An 18,809-nucleotide genomic window follows, 5' to 3' on the forward strand; every position below is an offset into this window, starting at 1 on the left:
TGTTGTTCCGGCGGTTTTACGTCTTTGCCGCGCCCGGCAAGAGCTCCAGCACGGCTCGGGCGGCGCGGGTGCTGGCAGGCTCGCCGCCCACCCCCATGATCTCGCGCATCTCATCGAGATCAGCGAGCGCCTTTGCCCGCTCCGGCGTTTCTCGCATCAAGGGCAGCAGCGCGCCCGAAAGCGCCTCCGGCGTGCAAAATTGCTGCAGGAATTCACGCACCGCCGGGCGGTCGAGAATGAGATTGGGCAGCACCACCGACGGCACCTTAAGGGCACGCGACACGGCCCAGGCGGCAATGGGGTCGATCTTATAGCCGATCACCATGGGAAGGCGGGCAAGACCAAGCTCGAGCGCGACGGTACCCGAGGCGGCAAGCCCTGCATTTGCCGCTGCAAAAGCCCCGAGTTTTTCCGCCTCGCCTTCGACAAGCACAGTGCGGACCGGCCAGTCTTCGACTTCCTTTTCGATGAGCGGGCGAACATGGGACAGCGCGGGGATCACGACTTCGAGCCCCGGCAATTGCTCGCTCAAGCGGCGGATCGTCTCTCCGAACAGCGCGATAAGCCGTTTGACTTCATTGAGCCGGCTGCCCGGCAGCATGACGAGCAAGGGCGTTTCTGGCGCAATCCCATGGCGTGCACGGAAGGCAGGCCCCGCCTCCCCGTCCGGCAAGCGCTCGATGGCTGGATGGCCGACATAAACGCAGTCGAGCCCCGCATGGGCCTTGAAGAATTGCGGCTCGAAGGGAAGCAGCGCCAACACGCGGGTGAAGTGTTTGGCCATGGAGGTGGCCCGGCCCTGGCGCCAGGCCCAGACCGTGGGCGAGACGTAATCGATGATGGGAATGTCCGGCGCTTTCTTGGCGATACGGCGGGCGACATTATGGGTGAAATCCGGGGCATCGATCATGACGATGAGATCGGGCTTCGTTGCCACGGCATGAGCGGCCGTCTCGCGCATACGGCGGAGAATGAGCGGCAGGCGCGGGATCACCTCGCGCGGACCCATCACGGCAATATCCGTCATCGGAAAGATCGAGCTGATGCCCTGCTCGCTCATCCGCTCGCCGCCGACCCCGCTAAAGGTGAGCGGGCGCGCGGACAGTTTTTGCAGCGCCGCCATGAGCGGGCCGCCCAGCGCATCGCCGGAGGGCTCGCCCGCCACCAGCATGATATGGAGCGGTTTTTCTTCGCTCACGCCGGAGCCTCCAGCGCCTGAATGAAGAGCCCCAGCTCATCGGCCCGGGCGACGACCGCGCGCATATCGACGACAAGCGCGCCGCCCGCTTCAACCGCGATGCCGGCAAGGCCCGCGGCGGCGGCATTCTCCACTGTCATGACGCCGATGGTCGGCAGATCGACGCGGCGTTCCTGCTGCGGCTTTGGCAATTTGACGAGCACGCCCGCCCGCGCGCCTTTCTTGCCGCGCAGGCTCGCCGGCAGCGCCGCGACACGCGCCAGCATCGCATCCGTGCCTTCCGGCCCTTCAACCGCAAGAACGACATTGCGGCAGATGACCGTACCCTGGCCCATGTCAAAAGGACCGATGGCCGCAAGAAGCTCTTTGCCGCGCGCAATGTCGGCCTCGTCCGCCGAGTCTGGGCAGGCTTTGGTCCACCCCCCCATCGGCGCACGCAGATCCGTCAGCACGCTTTCGGCGGGAACAACGGAAAACCCATGTTCCTTTTCGAAATAATCGACAAAGCCGCGCAGCAAGGCATCATCGCCATTACGCAAAAGTTTCAAAAAGCGCGGAAGGAATTTTGCGCCGCCCCAGTCAAGCCGCAGGGCGGAGAGTTCCGGACGGGCTAGAGGCCCGATCATCACAAGGTCGCGGCACCCGGCTTTCTTAAGCGCGCGCACCGTTGCCCCCAATTTGCCGAGCGGTATCCAAGCATGAGGATAGGCTTCGATGCCGCGCTCTGTTTCGTCCGGCACGCCGACAATGAAAACCTCGCGGCCTTCCTTGTGCGCCGCCTGCGCAACGGCGAGCGGCAGCTGCCCCTTGCCGGCAACAATGCCGAGGGGGGACTGATCGCTATTTTTCGGATTGCCGCTCATCGGCCGCCTCCGGCGCGCACCACTCAGGCTGCTTCGTGCCGCGGCGTGCAAAGGGAACGGTTCGTGTCACCTTTGATAAAGGCGACGATTTCCTGCACAGCGCCGACATCCTTATAGGTCTCTGCGACTTGCTCCAAACGCTCGCGCAAGGTTTTCTCTTCGGCAAAGAGCATCTTGTAAGCGCCGCGCAACGCATGAATTTCATCCCGTGAAAAACCGCGCCGGCGAAGCCCGATCACATTGAGACCGGCCAGATGCGCCCGGTTGCCAAGCGCCATGCCGTAAGGAATGACATCGTTCTCGATGGCGCTTGCCCCGCCCACAAAGGCATGAGCGCCGATACGGGTGAACTGATGCACGGCCACACCGCCGCCCAGAATGACGTAATCGCTGATCAGACAATGCCCGGCAAGAAGAACGGCGTTAGAGAACACCACATGATCGCCGATGATGCAGTCATGGCCGACATGCGCGCCAGTCAGGAAGGCATTGTGATTGCCCACACGGGTCACCATGCCGCCGCCTTCCGTCCCCGGATTCATGGTGACATGCTCGCGGATCAGATTGTCCGAGCCAATTTCAAGCCGGCTCGCCTCGCCTTTGTATTTCAGATCCTGCGGCTGATGGCCGATCACGGCGAAGGGAAAAATCTTCGTACGCGGACCGATACTCGTATGCCCTTCGACAACGACGTGAGAGAGAAGCTCCACCCCATCTCCCAGCGAGACGTGCGGGCCGACGAGACAGTAAGGCCCGATTTTTACATCGGCGCCGATAGACGCGTTCCCGTCGATAATCGCCGTGGGATGGATGTCACTCATAATTATTCTTCCGGTTCCACAATCATGGCACTGTAATCGGCCTCGGCAACCACTTTGCCATCCACTTTGGCATCGCCATGGAATTTCCAAACCGTACCGCGGTTTTGCATCTTGCGCACATGCACTTCCAGCCGGTCGCCCGGTACCACAGGTCGACGGAAGCGGGCTTTGTCGATTGTCATGAAATAGACGACTTTGTGTTTTGAGCCCTTTTTGGCAGCGTTAACGACCAGCGCGCCGGCGGTTTGGGCCATGGCTTCGACGATCAAGACACCCGGCATGACGGGAAAATCGGGGAAGTGCCCCTGAAAGAAATTGTCGTTGATCGTAACGTTCTTGATGCCGATGGCCGATTCAGATCCCTTCATATCGATGATCCGGTCGATCAGCAACATGGGGTAGCGGTGCGGCAGCAATTCCATGATGCGCTTTATATCAGCTGTCTCCAGCTCTTGCGTTGCTTCCGGATTTGCCGCATCGGATGTGTCTGTCATGCTCTCGTCTCGACTGTCAAAGGCCGGGTTTGCCTTGCCCAACATGCGGCGCTTCCCGGCTGCGCTCTCAGTTTTTCTTCTTCGGACGGCCCAGTTTCTGAACGGCGACGATTTCCCGGCGCCACTGACTGACCGGCTTGGCTGGCGTTCCGCCCCATTGTTCGCCCGCCGGTACGTTGTGAATGACGCTGCTGCGGGCCGCAATTTGGGCCCCCATGCCGATCGTCAAATGCCCCGTCACACCGACACGCGCCGCCAAAACGACAAAATCTTCAAGAACCGAACTGCCCGCCACACCAGACTGGGAGACGATGATGCAGCCCCGGCCAACCGAAACGTTGTGCCCGATTTGCACAAGATTATCAATCTTCGTGCCCTCGCCAATCACCGTGTCGGGACCGGCACCGCGGTCGATTGTGGAGTTTGCGCCGATCTCCACATTGTCCTGAATGATAACGCGCCCGAGCTGCGGCACTTTTTCATGATGCGGCAGCCCCATGGCAAATCCGAACCCGTCCTGGCCGATCTGTACGCCTGGGTGAATGATCACCTTATCGCCGATCATCGCATGGGAAATCGTGGCATTAGGGCCGATATAGCTGCTGCGCCCGATGGTGCAGCCACGGCTGATAACGGCATTGGCACCGATAATGCTGCCCGCGCCGATTTCCGCATGCTCGCCCACGACGGCGCCCGGCTCGACAATCACGCCGTCGCCGAGCTTGGCGGTCGGGTGCACTGTGCCTTTGATATCGCTTTCACCGAAATGCGCACTGCCGCCGCTGCCTGGATAAAATGCCTGGGCTGCCAGCGCATAGGCCCGGTAAGGATCGTTGCTGAGCAAGAGCGCCATGCCGTCCGGCGCCTTGTCCTGATGCTTCGGCGAAAGAACCGCTGCTCCTGCCTTCGTTTCGCGGAAAGCATCGGCATATTTCGGGTTGTCCAGAAAGGTCAGATCCGCAGGGCCTGCCCGGTCGAGCGGCGCCACATCATAGACAGGCCTGTCGCCATGCGCCGGATCGGCAAGATCGGCTTTGATCCGGGCCGCGAGCTCCGCCAGCGTAAACGGCCCAGACCTGTCGAAGAAACGTGTATCCGCCATGATTATTCCGGTTTACGCGGCAGCCTTGCCGTTAGCGCTGTTTTTGAAGTTCTGCGGGATCGACCGGCGTGACTTTCAGTTTCGGCAAACGCTCGTTCAATACCTGCATGATCTCGGCCGTCACGTTGAGGTCCACACCGCCGGCAAGCACCGAAGACTGGTCGAGCATGACCGTGCCGCCATGACGGTTCATAACTTCCACGAAGATCGGCTTCAGCACGGCTTCGATTTCAGCTTGTGCGCGGGCCTGACCGACCTGCAAGGCCTGCAGTTTCTTGTTGGCATCGGCCTGCGCTTCTTGCTGGCGTTTCTGCAGCGCGGCAATGCGCTCCTTATAGGTTTCGACGCCGAGCACTTCTTTCTGTTCCGCCAGCTTGCGCGCTTCGGCAATAAAACCTTCGAGCTGCTTGGAGCTGTTCTCTTCAATCGTTTTAGCCTGCGCCTGGACCTGCGCATTCACATCCTGACCGACTTTCGACTCGGCAAAGAGCGCCTGGAAATTGACGATCAGAATAACGGCCGGTTCTTTAGCGGCGAGCGCCTGCGGAACGCCGGCACCAAGCATTGCCACACCCAGAACGAGCGATGCCAGCAGACGATTGATCTTTTTCATTCTCTTTAACTCCCCACCCTAACTTTTAAAAACGCGTACCGGCGCTGAAGCGGAAGACTTCTTCGCGGTCATAGGATTCCGATTGCAGCACCTGCGAGAGGTCGATACGGACCGGCCCGAACGGCGATTGCCAGTAAACGCTGAGGCCTGCCGTTGCACGCAGAGCCAGCTCGTCTTCAGGGCGGCGGCCTTGCGCAAGATAGAGCGCTTCCTGGTCGACAAGACCGACCGTGCCGACATCCGTGAAGAGACTGGTATCGATATCGAGCGCCTCGGGCAGGAAGTTCGGGAAGGTCAGCTGCGCGGTCCCGATGGCGTAGGCCTGCGCCCCGAGCGAGTCCCCCGTCACCGTATCGCGCGGACCGACACCGGCGCGTTCAAAGCCGCGGAACTCCGAGCCGCCGATGAAGAAGCGGTCGTTGATGATCACGTCATCGCCGAGCCCATCGATATAGCCGCCATTGAAGCGCAGGCTGCCGAGGAATTCCTTGGAGAACGGAATATAGGCGCGGGCCAGAATTTCATTGCGCAGATAAGTAACCGAACCGCCGACACCGGCATATTCCTGGTCGATATTAAAGTCCCAGCCTGCCGTCGGCTCCACCGGATCGTCCCGGCGGTCGAGATAATAGTTATAGCCGACCAAAGACTTGATGTCGGAGCGCGGGTCCACCAGCGGAACGTTGATGCCGTTAATGTTCACCGTGCGCACATTGCGGATTTCCTCGCGGCGCAGCGCGTAGCGCGTCGTGATGGAGCCGTTTTCCGAGGTCGGAAAACCGAAACGGAAGCCGAAGCCGGTCACGCGGCTGTCGAAAGAGGCTTCATCGCGCAGGTCCGTCTCCGTCCCGAAAATATCGATACCGGCAACGAGATTGCGGTCGAGGAAGTAAGGCTCGGTAAAGCGCAGGTCCACCGAGGAGCGCGTGCCCGAAAGCGAGAGACGCAGACGCAGGAACTGGCCGCGGCCCATGAAGTTACGCTCGGAAAGAGCGATATCGGCAACCGCATTATCAACGGAGGAGAACCCGAAACCGAGCGAGAGTTCACCGGTCGATTGTTCCTCGACATTGACGTTGATGACGGTCTTGTCTTCCGCCGAGCCCGGCTCTTCCACCACATCGACGCTGGAGAAGAAACCAAGCGCGCGGATCGATTTTTCGGATTTGTCAAGCAGCACGCGGTTGAAGGCGTCGCCTTCGGCCATGCGCATCTCGCGGCGCACCACCTTGTCGAGCGTACGCACATTGCCGTTAATGTTGATGCGCTCCACATAGACACGCGGGCCTTCGATAATCTCATATTCCACATTGGCGATGAGATTTTCTTTGTCGCGGCGCACGCGCGGGCGCACTTCGGCAAAGGCATACCCTTCTGAGCCTGCCGCGAAAGTCAGCGCATCGACGCTTTCATCGATGAGACCGGCATCATAGGTATCGCCTTCTTCCGTGAGCACCAGCGATTCAAGGCGCTCCTGATTGAGCTTTTCAAGCTCGGTCGTCACCGTGGAGGGGCCGAACTGATATTGCTCGCCTTCTTCCACCGTAAAGGTAATGAAGAATTCGGAGCCGTCGCGTGCCAGATCGGCAACCGCCGAAATAACGCGGAAGTCGGCATAGCCTTCGGACAGATAATGCCGGCGCAGCAATTCCCGGTCGAAAGTTAACCGGTCCGGATCATAAGAGTCAGAGCTTGAAAGGAATTTCCACCAGGCGGACTCGGACGTCGAAATCACTTCGCGCAATTTACTGTCCGAGAAAGCTTCGTTGCCGATGAAATTAATGGCGCCGATGCCGGTAACCGGGCCTTCGTCGATTTCGAAGACGAGATCGATACGGTTCTGCGGCAGCTGAATGACTTTAGGCTCGACCCGGGCGGAGAAGCGGCCGGAGCGGCGCAAAAGATCCACGATGCGCTGCACATCGCCCTGCACTTTCGCGCGCGTATAAATCGTGCGCGGCTTGAGCTGGACTTCGTTGTTCAGATCATCGTCCTTGACCGCGTTGTTTCCTTCAAAGGCGACGCGGTTGATAATCGGATTTTCCGTTACCGTCACGACCAGCGAATTTCCCTGGCGGCGGATGACCACATCGGCAAAAAGGCCGGTGGCAAAAAGCGTTTTGACCGAGTTGTCGACCTGCGCGGCATCATACTCGCTGCCTTCCTTGAAAGGCATGTAGGAACGCACCGTGCTGGCCTCGATACGCTGATTTCCTTCCACGCGAATGCGCTCGATGACGTCTTCGGCAACGGCAGGGCCGGTTGCCGCCACCGTTACCAACGCGCAGATCGCAAGAGAAAGGGCCCAGCCCCATTGGGCAGCCTTCTGGCACAACACTCTCATATGCAGTTCCCCGTCCCCTCGATCAACTTAGCAAATTGCTGAAAAACTCGACCACCCGCAGGTTTACGAGATCGTTCCAGGTTGCAAAAACCATCAGCATCATCACAAAGGCAAGGCCGATGCGAAAGCCGATTTCCTGCGCCTGTTCCCCCAAAGGCCGCCCTCGAACGGCCTCAACAGCGTAGAAAAGAAGATGTCCGCCATCCAGCATGGGAATGGGGAGCAAATTCAAAAGACCGATGCTCACCGACAAAATCGCCGCCAGATTGATCAGCGCATCGAAGCCGATCGTCGCGACTTGCCCGGAGACCTGCGCGATGCGCAGCGGCCCGCCGAGCTGGCTCGTGTCCTGCTGGCCCATCACCATGCCGCCCAGATATTCACCCGTGCGGGCAACCACGAACCAGGTTTCCTCAACGCCCTTCCAGAGCGCGCTCACGGGGCCGTAGCGCACATGCTCGACCTCGCCCTTTTCGATATTCCGGCCAATGCCGAGAATGCCGATCTTCTGTTCATTGCCGAACCGGTCGGTGATCTCGGTGGCGCGCGGCGTGGCGGTCAGCGTCAGCGGCTCACCGTCCCGCTCCACCGTGACGGAAAGCGGCACGCCTGCGCTCATCGACACGATACGCTGCATGTCGTTGAAACCTTCGATCCTCTGCCCGTCGATCTGGCGGATGATATCGCCCGTCTGGAAACCGGCCTCTGCCGCAGCGCTGTCCGGTTTGACTTCGTCCACACGGGCAGCGGTGATGGTTTGGCCGACAAACATGAAGATGCCGGCAAAGAGCACGATGGAGAGAAGGAAATTTGCGAAGGGACCGGCGGCAACCACGGCGGCGCGCTGGCCGACGGTTTTGGCGTGCAGCGTGTTTGCCCGCGCCGCCTCATCCAGCTTGTTCATGCTTTCGCGGTCCGGCGTACTGGCCGCGCTTGAATCGCCCAGGAACTTCACATAACCGCCGAGCGGCAGCCAGCCGATTTTCCAGCGCGTGCCTTTCTTGTCGGTCCAGCCGGCAAGCTCGCGTCCAAAGCCAATGGAAAACGTTTCGACGGTGACACCGCACCAGCGCCCGACGAGAAAATGTCCAAGCTCGTGGAAAAAAACCACGAGCGTGAGCACGAAAAGGAAGGGGACCACATATGACAGGAAGGACCCGCTTGCCCCGCCGATGCTTGCCAGCAATTCCATTTACTCTCCGGTCCTCCCTTGTCCGGCCTTTACTCATAAGGCGCGGACATTACTGTCTTGTTTCGGCCGAGCAGCCGAATCCTGCAAAAGCGCCTTAGCCTAAGTCAGACCGCGCATTTTTGCACCCGTTCCGCGGCTTTTTGCCTAACGAAACGGTCGATTTCCATCACACCTTCCAGTGTATCCGGCGCTGCCATCCCCCCGGCAAGATCGTCCATCAAGCGTTCGACGAGCTGGACAATATCCAAAAAACCCAGCTTTCCCGCCAAAAATGCCGCGACGGCGACCTCATTTGCAGCGTTGAGGATAGTAGGCGCGGCGCCGCCGCTTTGCAAGGCGTTCCGGGCGAGTGTGAGCGCTGGAAATCTTTTTAAATCAGGGGCTTCGAAGGTGAGCTTGCCAATTTGTGCGAGGTCGAGACGGGCCGCGGGCGTCTGCATGCGGGCGGGCCAGGCAAGGGTGTTGGCGATGGGAATGCGCATGTCGGGCGTGCCAAGCTGCGCCAGTACCGAACCATCCGCATAAGCCACCATGGAATGGATGATGGACTGAGGATGGACGAGAATGTCGATCCGCGCTTCCCCCACCGGAAAAAGGTGATGCGCCTCGATCAGCTCCAACCCTTTGTTCATCATGGTGGCCGAATCCACGGAAATTTTCGCGCCCATGTCCCATTGCGGGTGGGCGACGGCCTGAGCAGGCGTCGCCCGGCGCATCTCTTCAAGGCTCGCGGTACGGAAAGGGCCGCCAGAGGCGGTGAGCACGATCTTATCCACCCGGTCGAGCGCTTCCGCCTCCAGCACCTGGAAGATGGCGTTATGTTCGCTGTCGACCGGCAGCAGCCTCGCGCCGCTGCGGGCCACGGCCTGAAGAAAGAACTCCCCCGCACAGACAAGGCATTCCTTGTTGGCAAGCGCGACATGCGCGCCCTGCTCGACCGCTGCGAGCGTCGGATGAAGGCCTGCCGCGCCGACGATAGCGGCCATCACCCAGTCCGCCGGACGGCCCGCCGCCTCAATCAGCGCCGCCTCGCCTGCCGCCGCCTCGATGCCGGTACCGGCCAGCCCTTCGCGCAAGGGCTCATAAAGGTCCTCGCGGGCGATAACGGCGACCTCCGGGCGCAAGCGTAGAGCCTGTTCGATCAGCGCATCCACATTGGCATGGGCACTCAGCGCCACAATCTCATAGGCGGCACGGTCCCGTTCGATCAGATCGAGCGTGCTGCAGCCGACCGAGCCCGTCGCGCCCAGCACCGAAATGCGGCGCGGCACGGCGTGAGTTTGGGGCACGGGGTCCTCTAAGGCCATAAAATCGTCCTCGATACGGGCATGCCTTGAAGCTGGAACAGGAAGGCAAGGAGAGCAAGCGCGGCGCAGGCGAAAATCAGCCCGTCCACCCGGTCGAGCAGGCCGCCATGGCCGGGGATCAGCGTACCGGAATCCTTCACCCCGGCCCGTCTTTTCAGCGCGGATTCGGTGATGTCGCCGGCCTGGGCAATGGCGGCAAGAGCCGCGCTCAAGAGCATCAGCGGCAGATGCCCCTGACCGAGATAAGCGCCCATGCCAAGCCCCACCAAGCTGGCGCCCGCCATTCCGCCCAGGAGCCCCGCCCAGGTTTTATTCGGCGAAAAACGGGGGGCCAGCTTCGGCCCGCCGATCCCGCGCCCGGCGGCATAAGCGCCGGTATCCGTCGCCCAAACGGCCAGCACCAGCCAGAGCACCAAAAGAAGCCCGTAATCAGGCGCGGCCCTCAGCCAGCCAAGCGCCAGAAGCGGTAGGAGAAGATAGCCATAGGCAGCAAGCACGGGGAGAAGCGGTTTTGCGCGGGCGGCCTGAATGGCGGCTGCTAGAAAGGCAAGCGCACTCAGCGTGAAAAGTCCGGCAAGCCCGCCGAAAGCGCCCAAAACCGCAAGCCCGCCAATGCCGGCAGCGCAAAGCCCGGCAATCAAAACCATATCGTCTCCGCTGCCCGTGAGACCAGCCCATTCGCGGACAAGGATGACAGCGGCAAGCGCCAGCAGTGCCAGAAACGGCCAGCCGCCCAGCCAAAGCAGCAGCAGGACGGCGGGAATGAGCACCGCGGCGGACAGCACACGGCGGGTCAACTCGCTGGATTGGCCTGGTTTATCGTCCGCCAAATCGGCGCTCCCGGCTTTGATATTCCCGGAATGCGGCCTCCAGATCCTTCCGGCTGAAATCCGGCCAGAACACGTCGGTAAAGACCAGTTCGGCATAGGCGCTTTGCCAGATCAGGAAGTTGGAAAGTCGCTTCTCGCCGCTTGTGCGGATAACGAGATCGGGGCTCGGCACGCCCGCCGTATCGAGATGAGCTTCCACCGTCTCCGGCGTGATGGCCGCCGGGTCGAGTTCACCTCGCTGCGCCTTCGCAGCGATGCGGCGTACGGCATTCGTGATCTCGCTCTGGCCGCCATAATTAAAGGCAATAATCAGTTTCAGGCGGGAATTACCGGCGGTCAGTTCCTGCGCCTCATCGATCATTTTCAGGATATCGGGCTCGAGCCCTTCGCGGTCGCCGATGATGCGGATATTGACGCCGTTCTGATGCAGCTCGGCGAGGTCCTTGCGGATGAAGTAGCGCAAGAGTTCCATCAAATCGCCGACTTCCTCGGGCGGCCGCTTCCAGTTCTCCGAGGAAAAGCCGTAAAGGGTCAGATATTCCACCCCAAGCTCGCCGGCATCGCGCACAATCTTGCGCACGGCCTCGACACCTGCCTTGTGGCCGAGCTTGCGCGGCAAATGCCGCTTTGCCGCCCACCGGCCATTGCCATCCATAATGATGGCGACATGGCGCGGCGCGGGCGCATGCGCGCTGTCTTGGCTATGGTCGGCGTCCAGCATCAAGCTCGTTCATCCCGCTTCGGCTTTGCGGCGCGCGGGGGCCTGCCCCGCCCGCACCGGTCAAACCTGCATAATTTCCGCTTCCTTGGTGGCAAGGGCGGCGTCGACTTCGCCGATATATTTATCGGTCATTTTCTGCACCCGGTCGGAGGCGGATTTGTGCTCATCCTTGCTGATTGAACCGTCCTTCTCCAGCCGCTTCAACTCATCCATGCCGTCGCGGCGCACATTGCGCACGGCGACGCGGGCCTGCTCGGCATATTTGGCGGCGACCTTGGTCAGTTCCGCCCGGCGTTCCTCGTTGAGTTCGGGAATGGGAATGCGGATAAGCTGGCCATCCGTTGCCGGATTGAGGCCGAGGCCGGAGGAGCGGATCGCCTTTTCCACCGGGCCTACCATGCTCTTGTCCCAGATCTGAATGGTGATCATGCGCGGCTCGGGCACCGTCACGGTGCCGACCTGATTGACGGGCGTTGCCTGCCCGTAAGCTTCAACGGTAATGGGGTCGAGCAGGCCGGCAGAGGCACGCCCCGTGCGCAAGCCTCCGAATTCCGTTTTGAGCGATGCAACGGCCCCTTTCATGCGGCGTTCGATATCCGCAAAGTCCAGTTCCTGGTCGGCCATGTTTCTTTCTCCGGTATTTTCAAAGGGAAGGCGGTGTGCCCCGCTCCCCGCCTTAAACACGCGCCCTAAGCGGCGCTGCTTTTGACAATGGTGGACCGTCCGGTACCGTTCAGCACACTGACGAAACCGCCCGGTTCGTGAATGGAAAAGACCACGATGGGGATATTGTTGTCCCGCGCCAGCGCCACGGCGGAGGCGTCCATCACTTTCAAATCCTGCGACAGCACATCCATGAAGGTCAGCTCTTCATAGCGCTCGGCATCGGGATTGGTTTTGGGATCAGCAGTATAGATGCCATCGACCTGCGTGCCCTTCATCAGCGCGTCGCAGCCCATTTCGCTGGCCCGCAAGGCGGCCGCCGTATCGGTGGTGAAGAAGGGATTGCCGGTGCCCGCGGCAAAGATCACGACGCGGCCCTTTTCCATATGCCGCACGGCCTTGCGGCGAATGTAAGGCTCGCAGACCGACATCATGGGAATGGCCGATTGCACGCGGGTGGAAACGCCGAGCCCTTCAAGCGCGTTCTGCATGGCCAGCGCATTCATGATGGTGGCGAGCATGCCCATATAATCGGCGCTCGCCCGTTCCATGCCCTGCGCTGCGCCGGAGAGCCCGCGGAAGATGTTCCCCCCGCCGATGACGAGACAAACCTCGGCGCCGATTTCAACCGCCTGTTTGATTTCCCGGGCGATGCGCCCCACGGTTTCCACATCGATACCGTATTGCGCGGAGCCCATCAGCGCCTCACCGGACACTTTCAAAAGAACGCGCTTGAAGCGTAAGTCGCCTTTCTTTCCGCCGGTACTCACCTCGCCCACCTCTTCTCTGCCAATTCTCGCCTGAATAGCGGCATTTTAGCCGCGCCGCCCGATTCGCCGCCCCTTGCGAGCAAAGCCGCAAATGGCGGATATGGCAAGGGCGCCCTGGAGCCTTTCCCCTCGCGGGTCAGATCCAACGCGCCCCGGACACCAGCGCCGGCCCTCACCATAGCGGCGCGGGCGGCGGCTGGCGACACTCACCTGATCAGCCCCGCTCAGCCTTTGGCTGCGGCGGCGACTTCAGCGGCGAAATCCGCCTCTTCTTTTTCGATGCCTTCACCCAGCGTGTAGCGGACGAAGCCAACCACCGAAACCGGGGCGCCGATATCGCCTTCAGCTTTCTTGACCGCCTGCTCGACCGTGTTTTCACCGTCGATCACGAAGGTCTGCGCCAAAAGCACGACTTCCTGATAGAATTTGCGGATACGCCCTTCGATCATCTTTTCGATGATGTTGTCCGGCTTGCCGGATTCCTTGGCTTCCGCGATCAGCACGGCGCGCTCGCGCTCGACGATGTCGGCATCGAGATCTTCCGGGCTCAGCGCCAGCGGCGAGGTCGCGGCCACATGCATGGCGATCTGCTTGCCAAGTTCGGCGAGCTTGTCCTTGTCGCCCGCCGATTCCAGCGCAACGAGCACGCCGATCTTGCCGAGGCCGGGAACGACCTGGTTGTGGACGTAAGGCACCACGACGCCATTATCGACGGAGATGGCAGCCGTGCGGCGCACGGTCATGTTCTCGCCGATCGTGCCGATGGCTTCGGTCACGTAATCCTGCACCGATTTGGAAGAACCGGGATAGGTTGCCGCAAGCAGCTTGTCGAGGTCGCCGCCCGCTTCCTTTGCAGTTTCGGCGATGGCCGTCACCATTTTCTGGAAGTTTTCGTTCCGCGCCACGAAGTCCGTTTCCGAGTTCACTTCCACAAGCGCGCCCGAATTGCCCTCGGCCACAACGCCGACCAGGCCTTCGGCGGCCACACGGCCTGCCTTTTTGGCGGCTTTCGCCAGACCCTTGGTGCGCAGCCAATCAACGGCGGCATCCATGTCGCCGCCCGTTTCGGTCAGCGCCGTTTTGCAATCCATCATGCCCGCGCCAGACTTTTCGCGGAGCTCTTTCACCATGCCGGCGGTGATGTCAGCCATAATCTTCCTCATTCATTTGGGGGGCGCCGCGCGCCCTTACGATTGAAGAGGCGCCCGTCTCCGGGCGCCCATCTCTATCGTCCGTGACCAGCCGGAAATTACTGACCGGCCGGTGCCTGGGCTTCTTCGCTTGCCGGAAGTTCTTCGGCAAGCGGCTCGACGGCTGCCCCGATATCGACGCCCGACGATCCCTGGCTCTGGGAAATGCCTTCGATCACGGCCTTGGAAATCAGGTCGCAATAAAGCGAGATCGCGCGGGCCGCATCGTCATTGCCCGGGATCGGGTATGTGACATTGTCCGGGTTGCAATTGGAATCGACGATCGCGATGACCGGAATGCCGAGATTCTTGGCTTCCTTCAGCGCGTTCTCTTCCTTGTTCGTGTCGATCACGAACATGATGTCGGGAATACCGCCCATGTCCTTGATCCCGCCAATAGCGCGCTCGAGCTTTTCGCGCTCACGGGTGAGCTGCAGCAGTTCCTTTTTCGTGAAACCGCGCGTCTCGCCGGCGAAGAGCTCTTCCAGCTCGCGCAGGCGGCGGATCGAATGGGAAACCGTTTTCCAGTTGGTCAGCGTGCCGCCGAGCCAACGGTGGTTCATATAGTACTGCGCGCAGCGCTTGGCGGCATCGGCGATCGGCTGGGACGCCTGACGCTTGGTGCCGACGAAGAGCACGCGGCCGCCCGAGGCAACCACGTCGCGCACGGCGACGAGGGCTTGATGCAGCAGCGGAACGGTCTGCGCCAGATCGATGATATGAATGCCGTTGCGCGCGCCGAAGAGGAACGGCTCCATCTTCGGGTTCCAACGGTGGGTTTGGTGACCAAAATGCACGCCTGCTTCAAGCAGTTGACGCATGCTGTAATCGGGGAGTGCCATGACGCCCTATCTCCTTTTCCGGTTAAGCCTCCGCAGGCTGTGGCCATCTCCCGAACCGTTTCAGGAGGCAGCACCGGATCGACCGCTTTCTATGTTGGAGATGTGACCGGATGACGACGAAACGCCTATCCGTCCCACATATCCGGTGAAAGGGCCGGAGCCTGCGTGTGGAATGAGGCGGGGTATAGGCGCGTTCCCGGCAAAAAGCAAGCCCGGCCAGCGGTTTATCCGCTCAAAACCGCAGTTTCCCGGCAAGGCGCGGGCAGCGGGGCCGGTTTTGCTGGTTTTTGCTCCCAAAGCCCCTTCAAAAGTCCCGGAAAAGCGGCCTAAACGTCCTGCACCTCGACCACGCCGGGAATGGAGCGGATGGCGCCGCGAATGGCCGGGGTAATATGGAAGCGTTCTTTCAGCTCCATTTCCACTTCCCGGCCTTCCGTCATCAGCACCAGCGAGACGGCGCCCCGCCCCTTCTCCGACAAGCGGGAGCGGACGGCGGAAAGCGGCTCCGGCTGATCCAGGAATATTTTCAGGCCCGCGGCCGTGTTCGCCGCCACTTCCTCGATGGGGCGCACGGACTGGGCGCGCAGCCGCAGATCATCGTCCTGCCGGTCGATCTCGACGCTCATCACCACGGCCTGGCCCGGCTCCAGAAGATCGCCTGCCTGATTGAGCGCTTCGGAGAAGACCAAAATATCGAACTGGCCCGTCGCATCGGAAAGCGTCACGAAGGAATAGGCATTGCCGCGCTGGGAGCGCCGGTCGCGCCGGGCCGAGACGATGCCCGCCACCCGCTCGGCCTTGTTGCCACGCGCGGCAAGCTGCTGATAGGTCACGACCCCTGCCCGCTTCATCGCCACCTGATAATCGTCAAGCGGATGGCCGGACAGGAAGAAGCCGAGGGCGCCGAATTCCTCGTTCAGTTTTTCGATGGGTGTCCAGGGCTCGGCGTGATTGAGAGACGGATTGTCCAGCGCCTCCCCGCCATCACCGAAGAGCGAGTTCTGCTGGCTGCTGCGCTCTTCGGCAGCTTGCGCGGCAAGCCCCATCAGCTTGTCCACAGAAGCGAGAAGCTGGGCGCGGTGCGGGTTGAGGCAGTCGAGCGCGCCGGCCCGGATCAGGTTTTCCAGCGTGCGCTTGTTGACCCCGCGCGGGTTGATGCGCCGGGCAAAGTCGTAAATGTCCTTGAAGGAGCCGCCTTCCTTGCGCAAGGCCACCAGCTCTTCCATCGCCTGGGCGCCGACATTCTTGATCGCGCCCAGCGCATAGACGATCTCGCCGTTCTTCACCGAGAAACTGGCTTCGCTTTCATTGACGCTGGGCGAGCGGACATTGATGCCCATGCGGGCGGCATCCTGCTTGAAGATGTTGAGCTTGTCGGTGTTGTTGATATCGAGGTTCATGGAGGCAGCCAGAAACTCGACAGGATAATTCGCTTTCAGATAGGCCGTTTGATAAGCGATGAAGGCGTAAGCGGCGGCGTGGGATTTGTTGAAGCCGTAGCCGGCGAACTTGTTCACCAGCTCGAAAATGTAATCGGCCTGCTTGCGCTCCACGCCTTTTTCGACGGCCCCTTCCACGAAACGGACTTTCTGCTTGTCCATTTCCGCCTGGATCTTTTTGCCCATGGCGCGGCGCAGGAGGTCGGCTTCGCCCAGCGAATAGCCGGACAAGATCTGCGCGATCTGCATCACCTGTTCCTGATAGATGATGACGCCGTTCGTCTCGGTAAGAATGGGTTTGAGCCAGTCGTGCAGATAGTCCGGCTTTTCATGGCCGAGCTTACAGGCAATATATTTGGGGATATTGTCCATCGGGCCCGGGCGGTAGAGCGCCACAAGCGCGATAATGTCTTCCAGACAGTCGGCCTTCATCTTGCGCAGCGTGTCGCGCATGCCGGTGCTTTCCAGCTGGAAGACGCCGACCGTGTCGCCCTTTTCAAGCAGCTTGTACGTAGTCTCGTCATCGAGCGGCAGGTTGGAGAGATCGATATCGATGCCGCGCTGCTTGATGAAATTGACGGCGGTCGTCAGCACGGTCAGGGTCTTGAGCCCCAGAAAGTCGAACTTGACGAGACCGGCCGGTTCCACCCATTTCATGTTGAATTGCGTGACAGGCATGTCCGAGCGCGGGTCGCGGTAAAGCGGCACCAGCTCATCGAGCTTGCGGTCGCCGATCACCACGCCCGCCGCATGGGTGGAGGCATGGCGGTAGAGCCCTTCGAGCTTCTGGCCCGTCTCCAGGAGTTTGGCGACGATTTCTTCGCGGTCCCGTTCCTCGCGCAGCTTCGGCTCGCCCTCGATCGCCTCGTTCAGCGTGACGGGATTGGCCGGGTTGTTCGGCACGAGCTTGCAGAGCCGGTCCACCTGGCCGTAAGGCATTTGCAGGACGCGGCCGACATCGCGCAGCACCGCGCGGGCCTGCAGCTTCCCGAAGGTGATGATCTGTGCCACACGGTCATAGCCGTATTTATCCTGCACATAGCGGATCACCTCATCGCGCCGGTCCTGGCAGAAGTCGACGTCGAAATCCGGCATCGACACACGTTCCGGGTTGAGGAAACGTTCGAAGAGCAACCCGAAGCGCAAGGGATCGAGGTCGGTGATGAGCAGCGCATAGGCAACCAGCGAGCCGGCGCCTGAGCCACGGCCCGGCCCCACCGGAATATCGTGTTCCTTCGCCCATTTGATGAAGTCCGACACGATCAGGAAGTAGCCCGGAAAATCCATCCGGATGATGACGTCGAGCTCGAAATTGAGCCGTTCCCAATAGTCTTCTTCGGGCGCCGCCATCTCGATTTCCGCGAGGCGCTTTTTCAACCCCTCTTCGGCCTGGCGGCGCAATTCATCGGCTTCCGAGAGGCCCTCGCCCGTGTCGAAGCGCGGCAGAATGGGGCTGCGGGTAAGCGGGCGGTAGGCGCAGCGCCGGGCGATCTCCAGCGTGTTTTCCAGCGCCTCGGGCAGGTCGGCAAAAAGCTCGGCCATCTCCGCCTGGCTCTTGAAATAATGTTCCGGCGTCAGGCGGCGGCGCTCGTCCTCGGACACATAAGAGCCCTCGGCGATACAGATCAGCGCGTCATGAGCCTCGAATTCCTCGCGCTTCTTGAAGTAAGGCTCGTTGGTGGCGACCAGCGGCAGATCGAACTTATAGGCCGCCTCGACCAGCGGGCCTTCGGCGGCGATTTCCTCTTCCAGCCCGTGGCGCTGCAATTCCACATAAAGCCGGTCGCCGTAAATCCCGGCGAGCCGCTGCAACATCGCCTCGCCCGCCGCGACCTGGCCGCCCGCCATCAGCTTGTTGACGGGCCCGGCCGGTCCGCCTGTCAGGCAGATCAGCCCTTCGGACAATTCTTCGAGATCGGCCAGGGTGACATGGGGCTCGAGCGTCTGATCCGTCTCCAGAAATGCCCTTGAGGAGAGCTTCATCAGGTTCAGATAGCCCTGCTCGTCCTTCACCAGCAGCGCGAGGCGCCCGGAGGGCTCCCATTTCGCGGTACGTCCGGCAAGCGGATCGGCGGGGCTTTCATCCATATCCACCGCGAACGTGGTGCCGATAATCGGCTGCAGGCCCGCGCCCGCCATGGTCTCGGAAAATTCCAGCGCGCCGAAAAGGTTGCCCGTATCGGTCACTGCGACGGCGGGCATGGCCTGGGTCTCGCAGAGCCCGACCAGTTCCTTGATGCGGATCGCCCCTTCCAGGAGCGAGTAGGCCGAGTGAAGACGCAGATGGATAAACCGGCAGGGATTGGCGTCGATGCGTTTTAGGGCATCTTCCGCTGAAAGGGTGTCGGTTTGAGCATCGGACATGAGGGCTTCCTGCGTGCCTTATAAATTTCGGCCTTAGTCCCCTCGCAAACCGGTCC

16 protein-coding genes are annotated in these 18,809 nt (G+C 61.1%); all 16 read right to left on the reverse strand.

The features are described from left to right. Window positions 1–16: 16 nt before the first annotated feature. On the reverse strand, window positions 17–1,198 hold the full coding sequence (lpxB, locus tag M2A_RS05140) for a lipid-A-disaccharide synthase (protein ID WP_052379227.1): 1,182 nt from the start codon (window positions 1,196–1,198) through the stop codon (window positions 17–19). Beyond that, window positions 1,195–2,061 carry an LpxI family protein gene (locus M2A_RS05145; protein ID WP_045443947.1) on the reverse strand — a complete coding sequence of 289 codons (867 nt, stop codon included), beginning with the start codon at window positions 2,059–2,061 and terminating at the stop codon, window positions 1,195–1,197. The genes lpxB and M2A_RS05145 overlap by 4 nt, the downstream gene beginning before the upstream one ends. Window positions 2,062–2,084: 23 nt before the next feature. Further along, on the reverse strand, window positions 2,085–2,882 hold the full coding sequence (gene lpxA, locus M2A_RS05150; RefSeq protein ID WP_045443950.1) for an acyl-ACP--UDP-N-acetylglucosamine O-acyltransferase: 798 nt from the start codon (window positions 2,880–2,882) through the stop codon (window positions 2,085–2,087). A 2-nt stretch (window positions 2,883–2,884) separates the two neighbouring features. After that, the gene (gene fabZ, locus M2A_RS05155) at window positions 2,885–3,376 is read right to left on the reverse strand and encodes a 3-hydroxyacyl-ACP dehydratase FabZ (RefSeq protein WP_045443952.1); all 492 of its coding nucleotides are present in this window, start codon (window positions 3,374–3,376) and stop codon (window positions 2,885–2,887) included. Between the two features lie 67 nt (window positions 3,377–3,443). After that, window positions 3,444–4,478, reverse strand: a complete 1,035-nt coding sequence (lpxD, locus tag M2A_RS05160) for a UDP-3-O-(3-hydroxymyristoyl)glucosamine N-acyltransferase (RefSeq protein ID WP_045443954.1) — start codon at window positions 4,476–4,478, stop codon at window positions 3,444–3,446. 31 nt (window positions 4,479–4,509) lie between these two features. Then, entirely contained in the window at window positions 4,510–5,091 is a 582-nt protein-coding gene (locus tag M2A_RS05165) for an OmpH/Skp family outer membrane protein (protein ID WP_045443956.1), read from the reverse strand. A gap of 25 nt (window positions 5,092–5,116) precedes the next feature. Beyond that, a complete protein-coding gene (bamA, locus tag M2A_RS05170) occupies window positions 5,117–7,435 on the reverse strand; it encodes an outer membrane protein assembly factor BamA (protein ID WP_045443958.1) in 2,319 nt (772 codons plus the stop codon). A gap of 22 nt (window positions 7,436–7,457) precedes the next feature. Beyond that, entirely contained in the window at window positions 7,458–8,627 is a 1,170-nt protein-coding gene (gene rseP / locus M2A_RS05175; protein WP_045443960.1) for an RIP metalloprotease RseP, read from the reverse strand. Between the two features lie 104 nt (window positions 8,628–8,731). Then, entirely contained in the window at window positions 8,732–9,934 is a 1,203-nt protein-coding gene (locus tag M2A_RS05180) for a 1-deoxy-D-xylulose-5-phosphate reductoisomerase (protein ID WP_045443963.1), read from the reverse strand. Then, entirely contained in the window at window positions 9,925–10,764 is an 840-nt protein-coding gene (locus tag M2A_RS05185) for a phosphatidate cytidylyltransferase (protein WP_045443966.1), read from the reverse strand. Before M2A_RS05185 ends, M2A_RS05180 begins: the two co-directional genes overlap by 10 nt. Beyond that, window positions 10,751–11,485, reverse strand: a complete 735-nt coding sequence (locus M2A_RS05190; protein ID WP_045443969.1) for an isoprenyl transferase — start codon at window positions 11,483–11,485, stop codon at window positions 10,751–10,753. The genes M2A_RS05185 and M2A_RS05190 overlap by 14 nt, the downstream gene beginning before the upstream one ends. A 60-nt stretch (window positions 11,486–11,545) precedes the next feature. Further along, window positions 11,546–12,109 carry a ribosome recycling factor gene (gene frr / locus M2A_RS05195; RefSeq protein ID WP_045443972.1) on the reverse strand — a complete coding sequence of 188 codons (564 nt, stop codon included), beginning with the start codon at window positions 12,107–12,109 and terminating at the stop codon, window positions 11,546–11,548. Between the two features lie 65 nt (window positions 12,110–12,174). After that, on the reverse strand, window positions 12,175–12,918 hold the full coding sequence (gene pyrH, locus M2A_RS05200) for a UMP kinase (RefSeq protein ID WP_197052846.1): 744 nt from the start codon (window positions 12,916–12,918) through the stop codon (window positions 12,175–12,177). A gap of 224 nt (window positions 12,919–13,142) precedes the next feature. After that, the gene (tsf, locus tag M2A_RS05210; protein ID WP_045443981.1) at window positions 13,143–14,069 is read right to left on the reverse strand and encodes a translation elongation factor Ts; all 927 of its coding nucleotides are present in this window, start codon (window positions 14,067–14,069) and stop codon (window positions 13,143–13,145) included. A 98-nt stretch (window positions 14,070–14,167) separates the two neighbouring features. Continuing rightward, window positions 14,168–14,950, reverse strand: coding sequence for a 30S ribosomal protein S2 (rpsB, locus tag M2A_RS05215; RefSeq protein ID WP_045443985.1), 783 nt, complete (start codon window positions 14,948–14,950; stop codon window positions 14,168–14,170). Window positions 14,951–15,276: 326 nt separating this feature from the next. Beyond that, a complete protein-coding gene (gene dnaE / locus M2A_RS05220) occupies window positions 15,277–18,753 on the reverse strand; it encodes a DNA polymerase III subunit alpha (RefSeq protein WP_081875405.1) in 3,477 nt (1,158 codons plus the stop codon). Window positions 18,754–18,809 lie beyond the last annotated feature (56 nt).

Source organism: Tepidicaulis marinus (assembly GCF_000739695.1).
GTDB lineage: Bacteria > Pseudomonadota > Alphaproteobacteria > Parvibaculales > Parvibaculaceae > Tepidicaulis > Tepidicaulis marinus.